We start from the raw sequence: 17,531 nt of genomic DNA, 5'->3' as shown, positions 1-17,531 counted from the left end.
GTTACGGTTCCTTGTCTTCCATATGTTTTGCTAACATCAGACTTTGCAGTAAAACAAAAACCAGCATGAGTCCCATAGTGCCAAAAAGTTTGAAATTTACCCACGTATCGGTGGAAAAATTAAAGGCTACGTACAGGTTGGCGAAGCCCATTATGGCAAAGAACAAAGTCCAGCTCAGGTTTAGCTTTCCCCATAAAGGTTCTGGAAGTGAAACTTGTTTTTCCATCATGGTTCTAATCAGGTTCTTTTTAAATAGCGTTGCACTGATGGTAAGTGTGGCGGCAAACAACCAGTATAGAACAGTTGGTTTCCATTTAATAAATGTCTCATCATGCAAAAGCAAGGTTGCTCCACCAAATACAACAATAATGGCAAGACTGACCCATAGCATGGTATCTACTTTTCTATGACGAAAATATACCCATCCAATTTGGCCAAAGGTGGCAACAATAGCAACCGCAGTGGCAATAAGGATGGGTAGTTGTTTTATATCTACACTATATCCAACGGATGCTGCCAATGCTGCGGCATGTTCAGGGTTGCTTCCAGCCAGCTTGAATGCGACGAAAAACAGAATAATGGGGAAGAGATCGAATAGAAATTTCATTTGAAAATTATGACGGGTTAATGACGAGTTGTCCATTTAGAAAAGTAATCTTTCATAATGGTCTTAATTTCTGGCCCGAAGCTGGGTTTCTCTGCTTGCTTCAATCCTTCTTCAAAGAAACTGGGGCAATCTTCCGGTAAATTGTGTCCAAGCCTATCGAATGCTTTTACCATTAAGTCGGTATTTTGCGATCGTGTGGCAACAATTGCAAAGTTAAGATTGAGAATTCTCCATGGGCGGGTAGGGTCGGATTTTTCCAGATCGCTTTTAATTGCAGAAGATGAATGCTCGATTACATCGCTAATGACATGAAATAATGCGATCAGGGCTTCTTTGTTTTCTGTTGTGTTTGCTTTAATAGCAAGCGCATTAACGATTGGTTCAAGAATTCGAATTTCACCGCGATGTTGAATCAGCCAGTGGGCAGTGCCCAATGCAACTTGGTCAATACCGGCCTTTTCTTTAGGCAGTTTAAGGCGGTCAGCCCAAACACTCAGGTCCATCAGGCAGCCAATAGCATGTTCTCCCATCTGGCTGATTTCATCTTTACTGATATGATCGTGGGAACTTTGATCGTTATCCAGTTTTTCAAAAATGATGAAAAACTGGTTCATTGCATCTATTAATTGCGGGGGAGTAACTTGTTCTCCAGAATTAATTCCACTGATATCAAATGAAGCCAGCATTTTTTCGCTGATTTGATTAAAGACCTTTTTGAACTCGCTGGTCGTTGACATAATTTCCATTAGGGTATGACTAATTGTGCATTTTGCTATGATTTGCATCTACACTACAAGTATTTCTCTCTTTACTTCCTCAATAATCAATCTAAGAAACATGCTACGGTGTTTGAAGAATGGTTGTTTTTAGCTGTTTAACCTGGCAAGTAAAAGCATGCAGGTGAAAATTAGCTCTTTATGTTAGTCAAATCTGATGGAAATAGGTTCACTTTTATCTATTTTTTCACAAATATAGATATAAAACGCACGAAGTAGTTTACCGAGTTTGCCTGAATTTCGTATAATGTTTATTTGTAAGCAAGGGAATAACAATATGCGTGTACTTCAAAAAGCGCTCACATTCGATGATGTCTTGCTGGTGCCTTCTTATTCAGCCGTTTTGCCGCGCGATGTGACCCTTAAAACGCAACTGACGCGTAACATCTCCTTAAATATTCCTCTGATCTCTGCTGCAATGGATACCGTGACAGAAGCACGGCTGGCTATTGCGCTGGCACAAGAGGGAGGTATTGGCATTATTCATAAGAATATGCAAACTGCCGCCCAGGCCGCTCAGGTTTTAAAAGTTAAGCGCTTTGAAAGTGGCGTGGTCAAAGACCCCGTAACCATTTCGCCGAATATGACTGTGCGCGATGTGCTGGACATTACACGTCACCACAAAATTTCCGGTTTGCCTGTAGTGGATGGCGGCAAGGTTGTTGGTATTGTGACTAACCGTGATTTGCGTTTTGAAAGTAATCTGGATCAGCCTGTTAAGAACATTATGACTAACCGTGAAAAGCTGGTTGTCGTTAAGGAAGGCGCCTCACGAGAAGAAGCAATGAACCTGATGCACCAGCACCGTTTAGAGCGCGTGTTGGTGGTGAATGATGAGTTTGAATTGTGCGGCCTGATTACGGTAAAAGATATTCAAAAATCCAGTGAGCATCCTTTTGCTTGTAAGGATGCACTTGGACGCTTGCGTGTTGGCGCTGCCGTTGGTGTAGGCGAGGGAACTGAAGAACGCGTAGCTGCTTTGGTGGATGCAGGTGTTGACGTTATCGTGGTAGATACGGCTCATGGGCATTCTAAAGGCGTGCTGGATCGTGTCAAATGGGTTAAAACCAATTTTCCTGATGTTCAGGTGATAGGCGGTAATATTGCTACTGCCAGCGCAGCTATGGCATTGGTAGATCATGGTGCAGATGCTGTTAAAGTCGGTATCGGGCCAGGTTCTATTTGTACAACCCGTATAGTTGCCGGTGTGGGTGTTCCTCAAATTACCGCTATTCATAATGTGTCAGAGGCACTCAAAAATACTGGCGTTCCGATGATTGCGGATGGGGGTGTGCGTTATTCTGGCGATATTGCCAAGGCCATAGCGGCAGGCGCAAATTGCATTATGCTGGGTGGTTTGTTTGCTGGTACGGAAGAGGCACCTGGCGAAATCGAGTTGTTTCAGGGGCGTTCATACAAATCTTATCGAGGTATGGGATCTTTGGGGGCAATGCAGGAAGGCTCAAAAGATCGTTATTTCCAGGAAAATGAAGCAAACGCAGACAAATTAGTGCCAGAAGGTATTGAAGGACGCGTACCCTATAAAGGTAGCGTGTTGACGGTGATTCACCAACTGATGGGCGGTTTGCGTTCCAGTATGGGTTATATTGGCGCAGCCAATATTGCTGATATGCACAGTAAGGCTGAATTTGTGGAAATCACAACGGCAGGTGTGCGTGAATCTCATGTTCATGATGTGCAAATTACAAAAGAAGCGCCTAATTACCACGTAGATTAAGTCACCGGAGCAAGAGCTGAGTTATTTAGCTCTTGCATCTTACAGATCACTCTTTATCCCGATTCGATAAAATGGCTCATCAAAAAATTCTGATCCTGGACTTCGGTTCCCAGTACACCCAACTTATTGCACGACGTGTTCGTGAATCCAGCGTTTATTGTGAATTGCATCCTTACGACGTCACCGATAGTTTTATTCGTGAATTTAACCCACAAGGCATTATCCTCTCTGGTGGTCCTTCGTCAGTCACAGAAGAAGAAACACCACGTGCACCACAAATCGTATTTGAACTGGGCGTACCTGTACTGGGGATTTGCTATGGGATGCAAACCATGGCTTCACAACTTGGTGGTGCTGTTGAAAATGCGTTGCATCGCGAGTTTGGTTATGCTGAAGTGCGGGCGCGTGGTCATTCAGCGCTGTTACGTGACATTCAGGACCGAATTAACGAAGAAAAGCATGGTCTGCTGGATGTCTGGATGAGTCATGGTGACAAAGTAACTGAATTGCCTGCAGGGTTTAAGGTGATCGCTAGTAATGCTGCTACACCAATCGCAGGAATGGCAGATGAAGTTCGAAAGTTCTATGCGCTTCAGTTCCATGCAGAAGTAACGCATACGCTTCAGGGCAAGGCAATTATTGATCGTTTTGTTCATGAAATTTGCGGCTGCGGTTTTGACTGGAATATGCCCGATTATGTTGAAGAAGCGATTGGAAAAGTCCGCTCACTAGTTGGCTCTGATGAAGTGATTTTAGGGCTTTCTGGCGGAGTAGACTCTTCAGTAGTGGCTGCTTTACTTCATCGTGCCATAGGTGATCAGCTTACCTGTGTATTTGTTGATAACGGCTTATTACGCTTGAACGAAGCCACGCAGGTAATGGAAACATTTGCCAAAAATCTTGGCGTGAAAGTGATTCATGTGGATGCTGGTGAGATATTCATGGGTCATTTGGCTGGTGTGACTGATCCGGAAAAGAAGCGCAAAATAATTGGTCGTGAATTTGTCGAAGTATTTCAGAGTGAATCCCAAAAATTGCCAAACGCCAAATGGCTGGCTCAGGGAACGATTTACCCGGATGTGATTGAATCTGCCGGCGCGAAAAATAATAAGGCTCACGCCATAAAATCCCACCACAACGTGGGTGGATTGCCAGAATCGCTACATTTGAAGTTACTGGAACCCTTGCGCGAACTGTTCAAGGATGAAGTGCGGGAGTTGGGTATCTCACTGGGATTGCCCCATGATATGGTTTATCGTCATCCGTTCCCGGGCCCAGGTTTGGGTGTGCGTATCTTGGGTGAAGTGAAACAGGAATATGCAGAGTTATTGCGAAAGGCGGATGCGATTTTTATCGAAGAATTACGTTTGTCCGGCTGGTACGAGAAGACCTCCCAAGCTTTTGCTGTATTTTTACCTGTCAAATCGGTTGGCGTCATGGGTGACGGTCGTACTTACGATTATGTTGTGGCGTTGCGTGCAGTGCAAACCCAGGATTTTATGACCGCACATTGGGCTGAATTGCCTTATAGCTTACTTGGTAAAGTTTCAAATAGGATAATCAATGAAATACGCGGTATCAACCGGGTAGTTTACGATATCTCAGGCAAACCGCCTGCAACAATCGAGTGGGAATAAGTTTGTGCCATTGCCTGTGAAGTAAGTGAGATTTTGTACTTTATGAGCGACGAATTTTTCATGCATCAGGCACTTGAACTCGCCAATCAGGCCTGGAAAATCGGGGAAGTGCCTGTAGGAGCAGTTGTTGTAAAAGATGGTGAAGTGATTGGTCGTGGCTTTAATGCGCCGATATCCAGCCACGATCCCTCCGCGCATGCAGAAATTCAAGCTTTGCGGGATGCAGCAAATCACTTGGGAAATTACCGTTTGGCTGATTGTTCCCTTTATGTCACGATTGAGCCTTGCGCTATGTGTGCCGGTGCAATTATGCATGCCAGGATTGCAAGAGTGGTATATGGTGCCTCGGATCTTAAAACAGGTGTGTGTGGCAGTGTGATTAATTTATTTGCTGAAAAAAAATTGAATCACCATGCCACAGTGGTTTCAGGTGTTTTGTCTCAAGAGTGTGGTGAAACCCTCAGTAAGTTTTTTGCTGAGCGACGCAGAATTCAGTCCGAGATGAAAAATGCAACAAATCAAGATTAGCATTGCATCACAATCTCTGGAGTTACTTGATGAACAAGGTGTTTTAATAAAACGCTATCCTGTTTCTACAGCTAAAAATGGCGTTGGAGAAATGAAGGGGAGTTATCAAACACCCAGAGGAAAGCACTATATCCGGGCAAAAATTGGTGCAGACCAACCTGTGAATGCTGTTTTTGTAGGTCGTCGTCCTACAGGTGAGGTTTTTAACGCAGAATTAGGCGCAGCCTTTCCTGATCGAGACTGGATTCTGACACGTATTCTATGGCTTTGTGGGTGTGAGCCAGGTTTTAACCGTAATGGCAATGTAGACACTATGCGGCGTTATATCTATATACATGGTAGTCCTGATCAGGCGAAAATCGGTGCCCCGGGTTCTCACGGCTGTATACGTTTGCAAAATGAAGATATGGTGGATTTATTCAACCGTGTAGAGGCAGGAACTCCTGTAGAAATAGTCGAAACTTAAACTATTACGTGATCAGGTTGATCGCCAATCAATCAAGGCAGTAATAAGGTAAAAACTGCCCCATCTAGTTTCCCCCCGTTATGTAGTTCAATCTGGCCTGATTTACGCTTGTTACTATGCAGACTGGCAGAAACCGAGGCGAAATATAGTCCTAAACCGGTTTTTCCATTGGCGTCATTGATGGCTGTGAGCGTACCGCCATTTTGTAGTATGTGCTGCGGGAATCCCTCCCCATCATCTTCCACATCGACGACCAGATACTCGTTTTTAGCGTAGGCATTAATCCTGATTTCAGATTTAGCGTAGTTAAGTGCATTGTGTACCGCGTTTGAAATAATTCCTGCCACAATCCCCTTGTCGAAAAACCAGCATAGTCCATCTTCAACAATCCCTGTTATTGTGATGGATCTGGCGTTAAGCAACGGTTTTGCCTCAATGACCATATCTTCGATAAAGTCTTCTACTGAGTTGTAGGCAATATTGATCTGGTAGCGTTCCTGCGCAATGCTGAAAAGGGCAAGCATTTGTATTAACTTGTCATTAATACGTTGTCCATTGTATTTCAACAAGGAAAGTTTTGAAGAGGTGTTATTTGAATCGCCATCATTTGTAGAAACTGTACAAATCGTTTCATCAAGTGAGTTTAACAGCATAAACAACAGGTTTTTGATGTCGTGAATGCTGGATGCAAACAAAGTGGTAAAGTCGATTTCAGTTAAATCATGGTGCCCGGCAGTAACGGGTTTTTCGGTACTCATGTTTTTATACCGAATTTATGTGCAATTTCTTTCATCAATTCAGAAAGAAGTAACAGTTTTTTGTTTGCCGGATCACGTTCTTTCACTTTTTGCAGATATTTTTTTGCTGTTTGACTCAAATCATCGTCCCAACCTTCTTTTTGCATGTAAACCAGAATAGCGTGAGCAGCATTCAAGGTGATGAATGTATTCGCATGATAAGTATTGACGGCCTCAATTAACAAGTCTACAGCACCCTTGATGTCACCTTCCTGCGCAAGCTTAACAGCACGGTTATTCAGTGTGATTAGCTCGCGTGAAGAACTCTGGATAATCGCTTTACCTTTCGCTTCCATACCCAGTTTTTTGAACATGCTTTCTGTTTGTTTCAGCACTTGTTTATTATCGTGGTTATTGATGATCAATTTTTTAATTATTTCACCGCCGGTCACATCATCCCCATTCAGAAAACAGGCGTTAGCAAGGTCCAACGTAGCATTCCCTGTTGTAGATTCAGAGGTTTCATAAAGAAATTTAGCCGATTCAAAAGCTTTTTTTGCAGCCTCAGTATCTCCCGATTTATGGTAAACCAAACTGTCCATTACAGCTGCATGCAACTCAACTTCAGGTGAGTTTTTGAAGTTTTTTCGCGCATCGCTCATGGTGCTAAGCGCTTGATCATATTCCCCTTTGTCCATGTAAATACGGCTCATGTTTGCAAAATCTTCCGGGGCAGTAAAAGTCGAGTGTTTGCCAAATTTTAAAACTGAGCCAAAGGAAGCAAGTGCGGTATCCAGATCTCCATTACTATATGCGGCTTCACCAAGTGATTTTTGGCGCGGCAAAATACGGGGAGATTTTGCCGTCACTTTCATTAACACCTTTTGGGCAGACACATCATCCCCGATTGCAGTATAACTTTTTGCCAACCAGTCATACGCGTCCATGTAATTTGGATTTTCCTGGGTAACCTGGAGAAAAATTTCTGCAGCTTCTCCAAAATTTTCCATATTAAATAGTGACTTGGCTAGCCCCATTCTGGCCCAAGGGATGTCTCTGATTGCAAGGATCTGTTCATAAATATTTTTTGAATTGTCGAATTCACCCAACATCAGATAAATTTCGCCTTTTAATCTCAATAAATCAATCAAGTGCTGATTATTCAGCACCAGCAGTTCATCGCAAACTAATATTGCTTTGCGAAATTCCTGCTTGTCCATAAGATCGTAAACGGGAGCAAAAAAGGCTTTTTTGTACACTAAACGCATTAAACGGGTACGCAGAGTTTCCCCGGTGAACGGTTTAATCAGGTAATCATCAGGGGCCATTTCAACGGCACTCACAACTTTTTCATAGCGCTGTTCTGCTGTTACCATCATGAAAATGACTGAGTTTTTAATCAGCTTGCGGCGCTTTATTTCTTCCAGTAATTGTTGGCCGTCTTTACCTTCACCAAGGTCATAGTCACACAAAATGATGTCGTAGGCTTTGCGTTCAATTTTATAGATGGCATCATTGGCACTACCGGCCATATCAATCCGTACGCCGCCAAATGTGCTGATGGTAATGCGCATAGATGCACGCATACTTGTTATGTCATCCACGACCAGGAATGTCTTTTTTTCAAATTCAATTTCCAGTGCGCTTTCGGATAATGGATTCGAGTTTGCATTATCAGCTTTAAAAATACTCACGTTATTCTCATTTTATTATTGGTTGACATGCCATAAATTCGACGTTTAACGCAAAAAATTTTGCTCTTGCCAGAGCCGTATGGAATAAGGAAACTGCCCGGAGGTGACCTTAAAGTTTCGATATTCTGATCCTGGAAAAATTTGATACCCGTCAGTTCTTCAATTTTTATCTTCAATGAGTCCTGTGGCCCTTCCATTACAGCACCAAGAAATACATATTCACTGCTTTCGGTGTTAATAAATATTTCTGTAATTTTCCCACCATATAAAAATGAATCAATTTTAAACCAGTATGCTCCTCCTTCGATTTTATATGGCGTTTGGAAATTGTCGGTCAAGTATTTTTTGAAATAAGTTGAGTCGACTTGGTCTAGGCATAGTAATGCGTTACCAATAACGTGTGGAAAGCTGGTCGGTGCCGCTAACACTTGGCCGGGTAGCATAACCATGCTTGCAAGAACAATATAAAATACTAATTTATGCACAATGATATAAATGCTGTTAAGTATTATCTTTATCGGTTGTATGACACTAATCTTGAATTTTCCTCATTATTTGTTATTGTGTGCTTAAAATAGCTTATGGAACAGATAAATGGTCTTAAATGAAATTCAAATTAAAGAAGTGTCATGGCAATTTGCGAGCCTATCCTTACGAGAAATTCGTTCTGAAGTATTCATAATGGAGCAAGGTGTTCCAGAAGCACTTGAGTGGGATGGCTTGGATAATGGCTGTACTCACCTTTTGGCGATTACACCGGATAATATCCCGGTTGGAACAGTACGTTTGCTCGCGGACGGACATATCGGGCGCATGGCGGTGAAAAGAACATGGCGTAATAAAGGTGTGGGGAAGGCATTACTGCTCAGGATTATGGAAGTCGCCCGTATTCAGGGTATAAAGGTCGCTATGCTGAATGCGCAAACCACTGCCCGAGGATTTTATGAGAAATTCGGATTTCGTGCCGAAGGGAATGAGTTTTTGGATGCAGGTATTCCCCATTACAAAATGCTGCGTGAACTTTAAAAAGATGGATAACTACATGTTTCTGTTATAAGTACCCATCAATTCTGCCTGGTCCAATATATGGCCCTCCATAGCAGCCAGTAATGCTGCTTTTGTTGCGCCAGGTGCTATCTGTAATACCCTGTCAAGTGCGTATAATTTGAAATAATATCGGTGGGTACCACTAGGAGGGCAGGGGCCGCCATAACCCAATTTTGACCAGCTATTATTCCCATGGACTCCTCCTTCAGGCAGATGCAAGTTGCCAGGAATGTCTTCCGACAGGTTGTTGCAGGTTGCTGGGAGATTATAAATAACCCAGTGTATCCATGTAGCCTTCGGTGCATCAGGATCATCAGCAATTAATGCAAAGCTTTTTGCCTCAGCAGGAGCGCCTTTCCAATGTAATGGGGGGGATATATTTACACCATCGCAGCTAAATCTTTTAGGGATGGGTTGCTCCGCGTTAAAAGCCGGGCTGGTAAGCAAGAATGCCATGACAGTACTCCTTCCGGACAGATATAATTTCTGGCAAGACTTGGGTTGTCAAAATATTTATGATGATAAAAACAAAAAAATAAATCATTAAATCATGTTGTTATCGTTTTACAATAACGGGTAATATTCAATTTTTTTTTAACGAGGAATCTTCCAGCAGGTGTTGGGTGATTCATACGTGGCAATAATCTGGTCGTTGGGTGGTAATAAAACAATTTTCAAACCGATCAGATCGCCAGATTTGCGCCAGTACATCGCCAGCTGATTTTTTTCTCCAATACTGATGACATTATTGGTTGCTTCAACTTTGGCAGGTTGCCCATAAAGTTTATTGTAATTGCTGGACATCAGAATAAAGTTTTTAACTTCCGGTTTGATCGCTTGTTCAAAACTAACCAATTTATCGTTACAAAAAACAAATGTAAATTGTCTGAAGCTTTCTTTTTCCGGTAAATCATAGGCTATAACGGCATTGCCAGAAAACTCCTGAATACGATCAAATTTCCAGTTATTAAGCAGTTCCTTAACCATGTTTTTATCCATACCGCTTTGAAAATCATCAATTTCAAATGAAGCCGCAGTGAATGAAAAAGTCAGTAATGTAATAAAAAAAATTGCTTCAAAAAATTTCAACATGTAGTGATCAATTTATTTTTTAGTTATTGAAATGTTCCGTCGATTAGCCATTCTCATCCCAAGCAAGACAATTTGTGCAGGGGAGAGCTTTTGACGTGCAAAGGTAAAAATTAAATCATCCTCTTTTATTATATGGGAACGTTGCAAATTAACAAATGATTCCACTGGCAAATTTTCAAGGTTTGTTTTGTAACTGTTAGCAATTAGAGTTAGCCTGGAAGCAAGGGGGTGCCAAAGAGATTCGAGCTGGGTGTGCTCTTCAAGTATCGTTTGAATAGCTTCTATGATTGTAGAATCACCATCACTTGTTGCGATCGATGTAAGTACCGGAAACAGGTCAAACTCTTCATCTTGGTGATGGTGAGAACCAGCCGTGTTGAAGTAGTTCAGTATTTTGGTCGAAGCCTGTTTGGCTTGCGAGTCAGAACCATGTTTCTTTAAATGATCTGATAAGTGAATCAGTGTGGCGCATTGGGCTGAAATCCTGCTATGGCAAGCTGAAAGAAGTCCCAGTGGGTCGTCAAAGCTTGGTGCAGCAGAAGTTAATTCAATAGCCATGATTTATTTGTACAATCATAGTGTTACATACTCAGCAATTCAAGTGTCTGGAAAGGTGTCAGATAAAGAGGTTGCTGAAATCCGGTCATAATACCGGGCACGATAAAGAACGCGTGGGTGTACTGGGCTGTCACTAAAACTGGAACGGTCATGTAATACATTGTTGCAAATAAGACCCATACCGGGTTCAAGCATGCCACGGAATATATAATTCGAGTCGCTTGACAGCAATTGTTCAATAAATGATACAGCGGCCAGTGTAACCGAATTGTTTTTCCATTCAATACTGCGGGTACGGGCGGTATACCGCATATGTAAATCACCTGTAACAGGATGCGTAGAGAAAACTGGACCAGTTTCCGCAGCACGTGCGATTTTGTCTTCTTCCATTCTGGCAGGAATAGTCATCGCATCGGGCTGCATAAAAGCCCTGACAAGATCTGGATTTGCATCCCGCATCAAAAGATAGACCATTTCTTGGTCCATCAATGCGTTTTCACCTCCCTCGATAGCGCTAGAAACACAATGGAGCAGCATTCCCCTTATCTGACGTGACTCGGGATTGTAATAGCCATCCGTGTGCCATTTGATAGGGCGGTTAGTATAGGGAATATAAAGTTGTCGCTCTGAGGCTTCAGAAACGGCCAGTTTAGTAATGCCGTCTTCTTCAGCTAACAAATTGGAATCAAGGTGAAACATGCCAAATTGATTGCCAATAAGGCGCGGGATATCCTTATCAGGATCACTGCCACACTGACTGGCATAGATAGCCATATTCGCTTTTTGGCAGCGATGTAAAATGGCTTTGTGTTCAGAGGAAGTTAAAGCACGTGGATCACGGACTTCAACAATAAGGTCTTCAATATTCTCAGGATAATCTGTCAGCTTGCGTTCACGCCATTTGGCGTATGCTTCCGACGCATTAATATCAAATGGATTTTTCGGCAACACTGTGGATAGACTCAAGATAATTTACTCTCTTAACACTGCCAGTTAATCATGGCTGATTAAGCAGGCCATCAATCGCCTTTCTGATTGTTTCAACAATTTCAGGGGTTTCTATCTCGATGATCTGGTCTACCACCCATGACTGGTCCCGCTCACCCATGATTTCACGGATCTGGTTGCCAAGAAAGGTGAGAACGGAGTAACTGGGTTTTTCAGGAATAAAATCATACGTTGCGTATTCATCGCTACGACGATTGACCATCGCGATAAAGTCAGCTTGGTATGGGTAGTCATGATCACCGACAACCATATGAATATTGTCTTCCATGATTGTTGCCAACCGTTTAGCCAAAGTTTGAATCATTGGCACACGTTGGTCTTCATCCACACGGTCATAAAGCATTCTGTCGCATAGGTGCACCATGAATGCCTGTAATTCTGCCATGATACCGAAACCTCGTTGCGGCGTAATAATGTCAAATTCAGCTTTGGATAAATTGATAACAGCAGCATCGGAAAGTCGCCACAGAATAGATGCAATAGCACCCGCGGTTTCTTCAGCTCCTCTAGTATCGCCATCTTTTCTAAACCAGACTGTTTTAATGCGCATGCATTACTCTCCTTGAGAAACAGGGCGTGATGGATCGGTAATCCACTCACTCCATGAGCCAACATATAATTTACTACCTGACAAGCCAGCTATTTCCATGGCGAGAATATTCTGACAGGCAGTTACACCTGAGCCGCACATATGTATCACTTGCTCGGGAGGGGATTCGCCAATAAGTTGCTGATATTGAGTACGAAGTTCATCAGCTGAGAGTAGCTTTCCGTAATTGTCAAGGTTGTCCTCAACAGGAGAATTAATCGTACCTGGGATATGGCCAGCAATTTTATCCAAAGGCTCTATATAGGCCAAAAATCTTTCTTCGGCACGAGCATCAATAACAATTTTATGTTGCTGCAAAGCTTGTTGCACATCCACACTGTCAACCCACATACTGTCATTAACAGTAGCATGAAACTCAGTGGGCAATATTTTCGGAGCAACTGCAGAAATCTCACGTCCTTCTTTGATCCAAAGCGGTAGACCGCCATCTAGAAGTGCAACGGCATCATGACCTAGCCATTTCAGTAGCCACCACATTCTGACAGCCATTGTGCTGAAGCTGTCATCATAAACAACAACTTGAGTATTCTTGTTAACCCCCCATTGGCCCAGCTTTTTGGCGAGCAATAACGGGTCAGGTAAAGGGTGGCGTCCGCTTGTTGCTGTGATTTTACCTGATAAATCTTCATTAAGATGTGCATATCGTGCACCAGGTATGTGGGATTTATCATAACTTTGTCGCCCGGATTCAGGGTTTTTCAAAGTAAAACGGCAATCAAAAATGACCCAATTCGGGTCTTCAAGATGATTTGCCAACTGTTCAGGACTAATAAGGGTAAGAAATTTCATCAATTAATCGTTAACGAGGATTATAAAACAATGTGGCCTAGCACCACAAAGCGCTAGGCCACATTTGCTACGTAACTAAGGGAATTCTTAGTAACCGCCTTTTCCTAACGGTTGAGGTAAACCAGCAACCTTTGGTGCTTGTTTTGCTGGACCTAATGGAAATAGATCATATAGAAACTTGCTGTCTGTGCCAGGACGAATTTCTGAAAAGCCTTTCAACATATTTCGAAAATTAGGAGTGTGTCCATTTTCTTTATATTGATCACGCATATAGTTTACAACTAACCAATGGTCATCAGTCAATTTGATCCCTTCAGCTTCAGCAATAAGGCTGACAATTTCTTCGCTGTAGTTGGGCTCCAGCAGGAATCCCTGATCATCTGTTTCGAGCTCAACGCCATCGACTACATAACCCATAATTAACTCCTTTTAACAATGTGATTAAAAAAAAATGGCATCAACCGAAGCCAATGCCGTGCGACTAAATGATAATGAATCTAAGTCAACGCAGCAATAGATTTGTGCGGAATAAAAATCCCGCAGCCCAGTTTACGATTGCTGCCGATACCAGTTTGTTGCAACAAAATAGCGTGTTCAATCGGCAAATCATGCAGCATTAAGCTGTAACCATAAACAACGCCTTCCGCAGTCGAAATTGTTTGACGCCTGCCGCATATGAAACGTGTTGTGAGTTTCTTTTCATCTAATAATTTGATGACATCTGAAGCAAAAGTCTGCTCATCAGTGCTGCCAGTGGTTACACAATGTGCATAAAGAGGCGTGTGAAGACTTAATGGTTTCACTTTACCTTTACCAATTTCAACTTTATTCGAACCGAAATGAATGGTTTTGCCAGTTAAAGTCAATAATTCTTCAGCGCGATTAGAAGGCACACGGACAACTATTTTGGTGCGTCGGTTTAATATGTACTCACCATGCCCTGTATCCGCTCCTTGAATAGGGTGAATACCCACCAGATCTTCGGTCGCTATCCAGGGCAGAATCCTGGATAACTCAAGAAATAAAGTGTATCCATGATCAATTGGAATCGTGTTACCAATAATATCAAAATGGACATCTACAACGGCAGATTCATCTACGTCTGGCGCCGTTACACCGTCGTCAGTAGGCCAGCCTATTTTGAATCTCCTTTCTGTTTTTGATCGTTGGCCCAATTTATCAGAGCATTACCCCAATATTCGGCCGTTTGTGTATCTACATCAAAAATTGTAAAACGACTTCTTTCACGGATTTTTATACGTAAACTAGTAAAACCTGCTTCATAATCAACCTGTTCCAGTTCAATTTCTTGCTTGAAAGGCGAAACGACAAACTTGTCTAACTTGGTTATTTCATCCACTGGACTTGTGCCTATAAATTTTAAAGTTATAATAAGAAATTCGATTGCTTACATTATCAAGAGTTAGATGAAAGTATCAACATTTGATCATGTTTAATCAAGAAAAAATAGTAAAACAACACTTTTGGGTGGTCTCTATGTAACTCTTTTGGGTAGGTAAGGACTAATCAAAAAGAATAGTGGTGGAATAAAAGCGAACAGATGTAACATATTACCCCAGACATTGGGCTGAGGACTGTTCTCATTGTTGTGGTTTCATTATTGAGGTTCCATGGCAGGACGACGGAATGTATGATGCTGTATGTTCCGATTTGGGATTGCTGATTATAAAATGAGTCTACTTTTATTAACGTAAAGTGTAGGCAAATCTTTAACAAATTTTATTACTGGAGAGAACTATGGCTAAGAAAATGCACGATACGCCGATGCTCGATCAACTGGAAAGCGGTCCCTGGCCTAGCTTTGTTACCGGCCTTAAGCGTTTGGCAAAAGACAACGACATGATGGTTGACCTGATGGGTCAACTGGAAACATCCTACAGAAATACCAAAGGTTACTGGAAGGGTGGTACGGTTGGTGTGTTTGGTTACGGCGGTGGTGTTATTCCACGCTTTACCGAACTGAAAGATGAAAATGAAAAGCCGGTTTTCCCAGCAGCAGCAGAATTTCACACGCTGCGCATTCAGCCTCCTGCAGGTATGCACTACAATACAGATATTCTTCGCAAATTCTGCGATACATGGGAAAAGCACGGTTCTGGCCTGATTGCATTCCATGGCCAAAGTGGCGATATCATGTTCCAGGGTGTTACAACTGCAAACGTTCAGCCAGCATTTGATGAGTTGAATGAAATGGGTTTTGATATGGGTGGCGCTGGTCCAGCATTGCGTACATCTATGTCATGCGTAGGTGCAGCTCGTTGCGAAATGTCAAACTACGATGAAGCTAAAGCTTTGCGTACAGTTATCAATAGCAATATTGATGATATGCATCGTCCAGCGCTTCCTTACAAGTTCAAATTCAAATTCTCTGGATGTGCTAATGATTGTGTAAACGCAATTCAGCGTTCAGACATGGCCGTTATCGGTACATGGCGTGACAACATTCGTGTAAACGAAGCTCTGGCTAAAGATTACATGGCGCACCACGGAATGGAAAAGCTGGTTAATGATGTGATTAGCCGCTGCCCAACCAAGGCTCTATCCTTGAAAAACACCAGCGATGTTTCAAAAGCTGATGGTTTCTGCAGTGTAGCTGTAACAGACACCCAGTCACTTGAAATTGATAACCACAACTGCGTACGTTGCATGCACTGCTTGAACGTCATGCCAGGTGCGTTACTTCCAGGTATGGATAAGGGTGCAACTATCCTCGTTGGCGGTAAGAGTGTTCTGAAAATTGGTGCAACAATGGGTACCGTTGTAATTCCGTTCATGAAGCTTGAGTCTGAAGAAGACTTCGAAGCATTGAGTGAATTGTCGCGTAACATTCTTGATTTCTTTGCTGAAAATGCCCTTGAGCATGAGCGTACTGGTGAAATGATCGACCGTATTGGTTTGGTTAACTTCCTGGAAGGTGTGGGTCTTGATATCGACGCTAACATGATTCTTGAGCCTCGTAGCAATCCATATGCACGTATGGATGGCTGGGATGAAGAAGTAGCTAAAGCAGAAGAACGTAAAAAGAAAGCTGCGGGTTAATACTGCGCTGAACTAGTTTATTTGGAGGTAGTAAGTTATGGCAGAAATGCGTCCACCAATTGAGAGTGGTGCACCGGACCCGATGCAGTACATGCACCCGGTTATGGTAAAGAACTATGGTAAATGGGCTTTTCATGATCATCCGAAGCCGGGCGTTTTGCGTCACCGTGCTGAAAATGGCGATGAAATCTGGACCGTTAAAGCTGGTACCCAACGTCAGATGGATGTCTACACAATTCGTTTGTTGTGTGATATCGCTGATAAGTTTGCTGATGGACACGTTCGTTTTACCGCACGTAGTAACATCGAATACATGGTATCAGACCCAGCGAAAGTAGAGCCATTGATCAAGGCATTAAATGATAATGGTTTCCCAATCGGCGGTACGGCAAACTCCGTATCCATGATTTCGCATACTCAGGGTTTCCTGCATTGCGATATTCCGGGTACTGATGCATCAGGTGTTGTCAAAGCATTGATGGACGAACTCTATGATGAGTTTATCAATTGCGAAATGCCAAACCGCGTTAAAATGTCAACTTCTTGCTGCGAGATTAACTGCGGCGGCCAGGCTGATATTGCGATTATCATGCAGCACACCAAACCACCTAAGATCAACCATGATTTAGTAGCAAACGTGTGTGAGCGTCCTTCAGTTGTTGCTCGTTGCCCAGTTGCTGCTATTCGTCCTGCGCTGGTTAATGGTAAGCCTTCTTTGGAAGTTGATGAGAAGAAGTGCATTTGCTGTGGCGCTTGCTATCCACCATGCCCACCAATGCAAATCAATGATCCAGAGCATTCAAAACTGGCTATTTGGGTTGGCGGCAAAAACTCAAACGCACGTAGCCGTCCAACCTTCCACAAGCTGGTTGTGTCCGGCCTTCCAAACAACGCACCACGTTGGCCGGAAGTTGCTGTTGTAGTTAAGAATATCCTTTCTGTCTACAAGGCTGATGCCCAACCTTGGGAACGTATGGCTGATTGGATAGATCGTATTGGCTGGCCGCGTTTCTTTGAAAAAACTGGTTTGCCATTTACCAAGTATCACATTGATGATTGGCGTGGTTCAAGAGCAACTCTTAACGCATCGGCTCATATCCGGTTCTAAGAGAATTCTACCCGCACGTAAGTTACTTAAATCGTGCGGGTGGATTTCAACGTCATATTAAGATATTGGGATACAC

General features: G+C 42.8%; 21 protein-coding genes. 7 read left to right on the top strand and 14 right to left on the bottom strand.

The genetic code is table 11. The features are described 5' to 3' along the window. Nucleotide 1 precedes the first annotated feature (1 nt). Together EDC63_RS08285 and EDC63_RS08280 are read right to left on the bottom strand one after the other, a co-directional pair. Complete coding sequence (locus tag EDC63_RS08285; RefSeq protein ID WP_124948131.1) at nt 2–607, bottom strand: septation protein A; 606 nt, start codon at nt 605–607, stop codon at nt 2–4. A gap of 17 nt (nt 608–624) precedes the next feature. Continuing rightward, a complete protein-coding gene (locus EDC63_RS08280) occupies nt 625–1,392 on the bottom strand; it encodes a hypothetical protein (RefSeq protein WP_124948130.1) in 768 nt (255 codons plus the stop codon). Nucleotides 1,393–1,660: 268 nt separating this feature from the next. Here EDC63_RS08280 and guaB point away from each other — a divergent pair, with 268 nt between their 5' ends. The 4 genes from guaB to EDC63_RS08260 all read left to right on the top strand — a co-directional run bounded on the left by guaB (nt 1,661) and on the right by EDC63_RS08260 (nt 5,752). Then, on the top strand, nt 1,661–3,121 hold the full coding sequence (gene guaB / locus EDC63_RS08275) for an IMP dehydrogenase (RefSeq protein ID WP_124948129.1): 1,461 nt from the start codon (nt 1,661–1,663) through the stop codon (nt 3,119–3,121). A gap of 71 nt (nt 3,122–3,192) precedes the next feature. Beyond that, a complete protein-coding gene (gene guaA, locus EDC63_RS08270; protein ID WP_124948128.1) occupies nt 3,193–4,758 on the top strand; it encodes a glutamine-hydrolyzing GMP synthase in 1,566 nt (521 codons plus the stop codon). A gap of 42 nt (nt 4,759–4,800) precedes the next feature. Next, the gene (tadA, locus tag EDC63_RS08265) at nt 4,801–5,286 is read left to right on the top strand and encodes a tRNA adenosine(34) deaminase TadA (protein ID WP_124948127.1); all 486 of its coding nucleotides are present in this window, start codon (nt 4,801–4,803) and stop codon (nt 5,284–5,286) included. After that, on the top strand, nt 5,267–5,752 hold the full coding sequence (locus EDC63_RS08260; RefSeq protein WP_124948126.1) for a L,D-transpeptidase: 486 nt from the start codon (nt 5,267–5,269) through the stop codon (nt 5,750–5,752). The genes tadA and EDC63_RS08260 overlap by 20 nt, the downstream gene beginning before the upstream one ends. A 32-nt stretch (nt 5,753–5,784) precedes the next feature. Here the strand turns inward: EDC63_RS08260 and EDC63_RS08255 are convergent, their stop codons facing one another. Genes EDC63_RS08255 through EDC63_RS08245 form a run of 3 tightly spaced genes read right to left on the bottom strand, consistent with a single transcriptional unit; the run spans nt 5,785 to nt 8,632 of the window. Continuing rightward, nucleotides 5,785–6,510, bottom strand: a complete 726-nt coding sequence (locus EDC63_RS08255) for a sensor histidine kinase (RefSeq protein ID WP_124948125.1) — start codon at nt 6,508–6,510, stop codon at nt 5,785–5,787. Next, the gene (locus tag EDC63_RS08250) at nt 6,507–8,183 is read right to left on the bottom strand and encodes a response regulator (RefSeq protein WP_124948124.1); all 1,677 of its coding nucleotides are present in this window, start codon (nt 8,181–8,183) and stop codon (nt 6,507–6,509) included. The genes EDC63_RS08255 and EDC63_RS08250 overlap by 4 nt, the downstream gene beginning before the upstream one ends. Beyond that, nucleotides 8,180–8,632, bottom strand: coding sequence for a hypothetical protein (locus tag EDC63_RS08245; protein ID WP_165922947.1), 453 nt, complete (start codon nt 8,630–8,632; stop codon nt 8,180–8,182). The genes EDC63_RS08250 and EDC63_RS08245 overlap by 4 nt, the downstream gene beginning before the upstream one ends. A 145-nt stretch (nt 8,633–8,777) precedes the next feature. On the opposite strand from EDC63_RS08245, the gene EDC63_RS08240 reads away from it, so the two are divergent. Then, the gene (locus EDC63_RS08240) at nt 8,778–9,209 is read left to right on the top strand and encodes a GNAT family N-acetyltransferase (protein WP_124948122.1); all 432 of its coding nucleotides are present in this window, start codon (nt 8,778–8,780) and stop codon (nt 9,207–9,209) included. Between the two features lie 12 nt (nt 9,210–9,221). Here the strand turns inward: EDC63_RS08240 and EDC63_RS08235 are convergent, their stop codons facing one another. The 9 genes from EDC63_RS08235 to EDC63_RS08195 form a co-directional block, all read right to left on the bottom strand. After that, nucleotides 9,222–9,686 (bottom strand): YbhB/YbcL family Raf kinase inhibitor-like protein, encoded by a 465-nt coding sequence (locus tag EDC63_RS08235; RefSeq protein ID WP_124948121.1) that lies wholly within the window; start codon nt 9,684–9,686, stop codon nt 9,222–9,224. A 138-nt stretch (nt 9,687–9,824) separates the two neighbouring features. Beyond that, nucleotides 9,825–10,322, bottom strand: coding sequence for a hypothetical protein (locus EDC63_RS08230; protein ID WP_124948120.1), 498 nt, complete (start codon nt 10,320–10,322; stop codon nt 9,825–9,827). A gap of 12 nt (nt 10,323–10,334) precedes the next feature. Continuing rightward, the gene (locus EDC63_RS08225) at nt 10,335–10,880 is read right to left on the bottom strand and encodes a hemerythrin domain-containing protein (RefSeq protein WP_124948119.1); all 546 of its coding nucleotides are present in this window, start codon (nt 10,878–10,880) and stop codon (nt 10,335–10,337) included. A 39-nt stretch (nt 10,881–10,919) separates the two neighbouring features. Continuing rightward, nucleotides 10,920–11,846, bottom strand: a complete 927-nt coding sequence (locus EDC63_RS08220) for a TauD/TfdA family dioxygenase (protein WP_223248473.1) — start codon at nt 11,844–11,846, stop codon at nt 10,920–10,922. Between the two features lie 31 nt (nt 11,847–11,877). After that, the gene (locus EDC63_RS08215) at nt 11,878–12,438 is read right to left on the bottom strand and encodes a hypothetical protein (RefSeq protein ID WP_124948118.1); all 561 of its coding nucleotides are present in this window, start codon (nt 12,436–12,438) and stop codon (nt 11,878–11,880) included. A gap of 3 nt (nt 12,439–12,441) precedes the next feature. Next, nucleotides 12,442–13,287 carry a sulfurtransferase gene (locus tag EDC63_RS08210; RefSeq protein WP_124948117.1) on the bottom strand — a complete coding sequence of 282 codons (846 nt, stop codon included), beginning with the start codon at nt 13,285–13,287 and terminating at the stop codon, nt 12,442–12,444. A gap of 87 nt (nt 13,288–13,374) precedes the next feature. Further along, a complete protein-coding gene (locus tag EDC63_RS08205) occupies nt 13,375–13,704 on the bottom strand; it encodes a TusE/DsrC/DsvC family sulfur relay protein (RefSeq protein WP_124948116.1) in 330 nt (109 codons plus the stop codon). A gap of 80 nt (nt 13,705–13,784) precedes the next feature. Next, nucleotides 13,785–14,462, bottom strand: coding sequence for a type I-MYXAN CRISPR-associated protein Cas6/Cmx6 (gene cas6 / locus EDC63_RS08200; RefSeq protein WP_124948115.1), 678 nt, complete (start codon nt 14,460–14,462; stop codon nt 13,785–13,787). Continuing rightward, entirely contained in the window at nt 14,423–14,647 is a 225-nt protein-coding gene (locus tag EDC63_RS08195) for a DUF6967 family protein (protein ID WP_124948114.1), read from the bottom strand. The genes cas6 and EDC63_RS08195 overlap by 40 nt, the downstream gene beginning before the upstream one ends. Nucleotides 14,648–15,045: 398 nt before the next feature. Between EDC63_RS08195 and dsrA the strand changes: the two genes are divergently transcribed. Both dsrA and dsrB read left to right on the top strand, forming a co-directional pair. Continuing rightward, nucleotides 15,046–16,347, top strand: coding sequence for a dissimilatory-type sulfite reductase subunit alpha (gene dsrA, locus EDC63_RS08190; RefSeq protein ID WP_124948113.1), 1,302 nt, complete (start codon nt 15,046–15,048; stop codon nt 16,345–16,347). 37 nt (nt 16,348–16,384) lie between these two features. Continuing rightward, nucleotides 16,385–17,455, top strand: coding sequence for a dissimilatory-type sulfite reductase subunit beta (gene dsrB / locus EDC63_RS08185; protein WP_124948112.1), 1,071 nt, complete (start codon nt 16,385–16,387; stop codon nt 17,453–17,455). Nucleotides 17,456–17,531: the final 76 nt, after the last annotated feature.

The organism is Sulfurirhabdus autotrophica (assembly GCF_004346685.1).
GTDB classification, from domain to species: Bacteria; Pseudomonadota; Gammaproteobacteria; order Burkholderiales; family SMCO01; genus Sulfurirhabdus; species Sulfurirhabdus autotrophica.
Note: the sequence above shows the minus strand (reverse complement) of the source record. Positions and strands in the feature narration are given on the sequence as shown.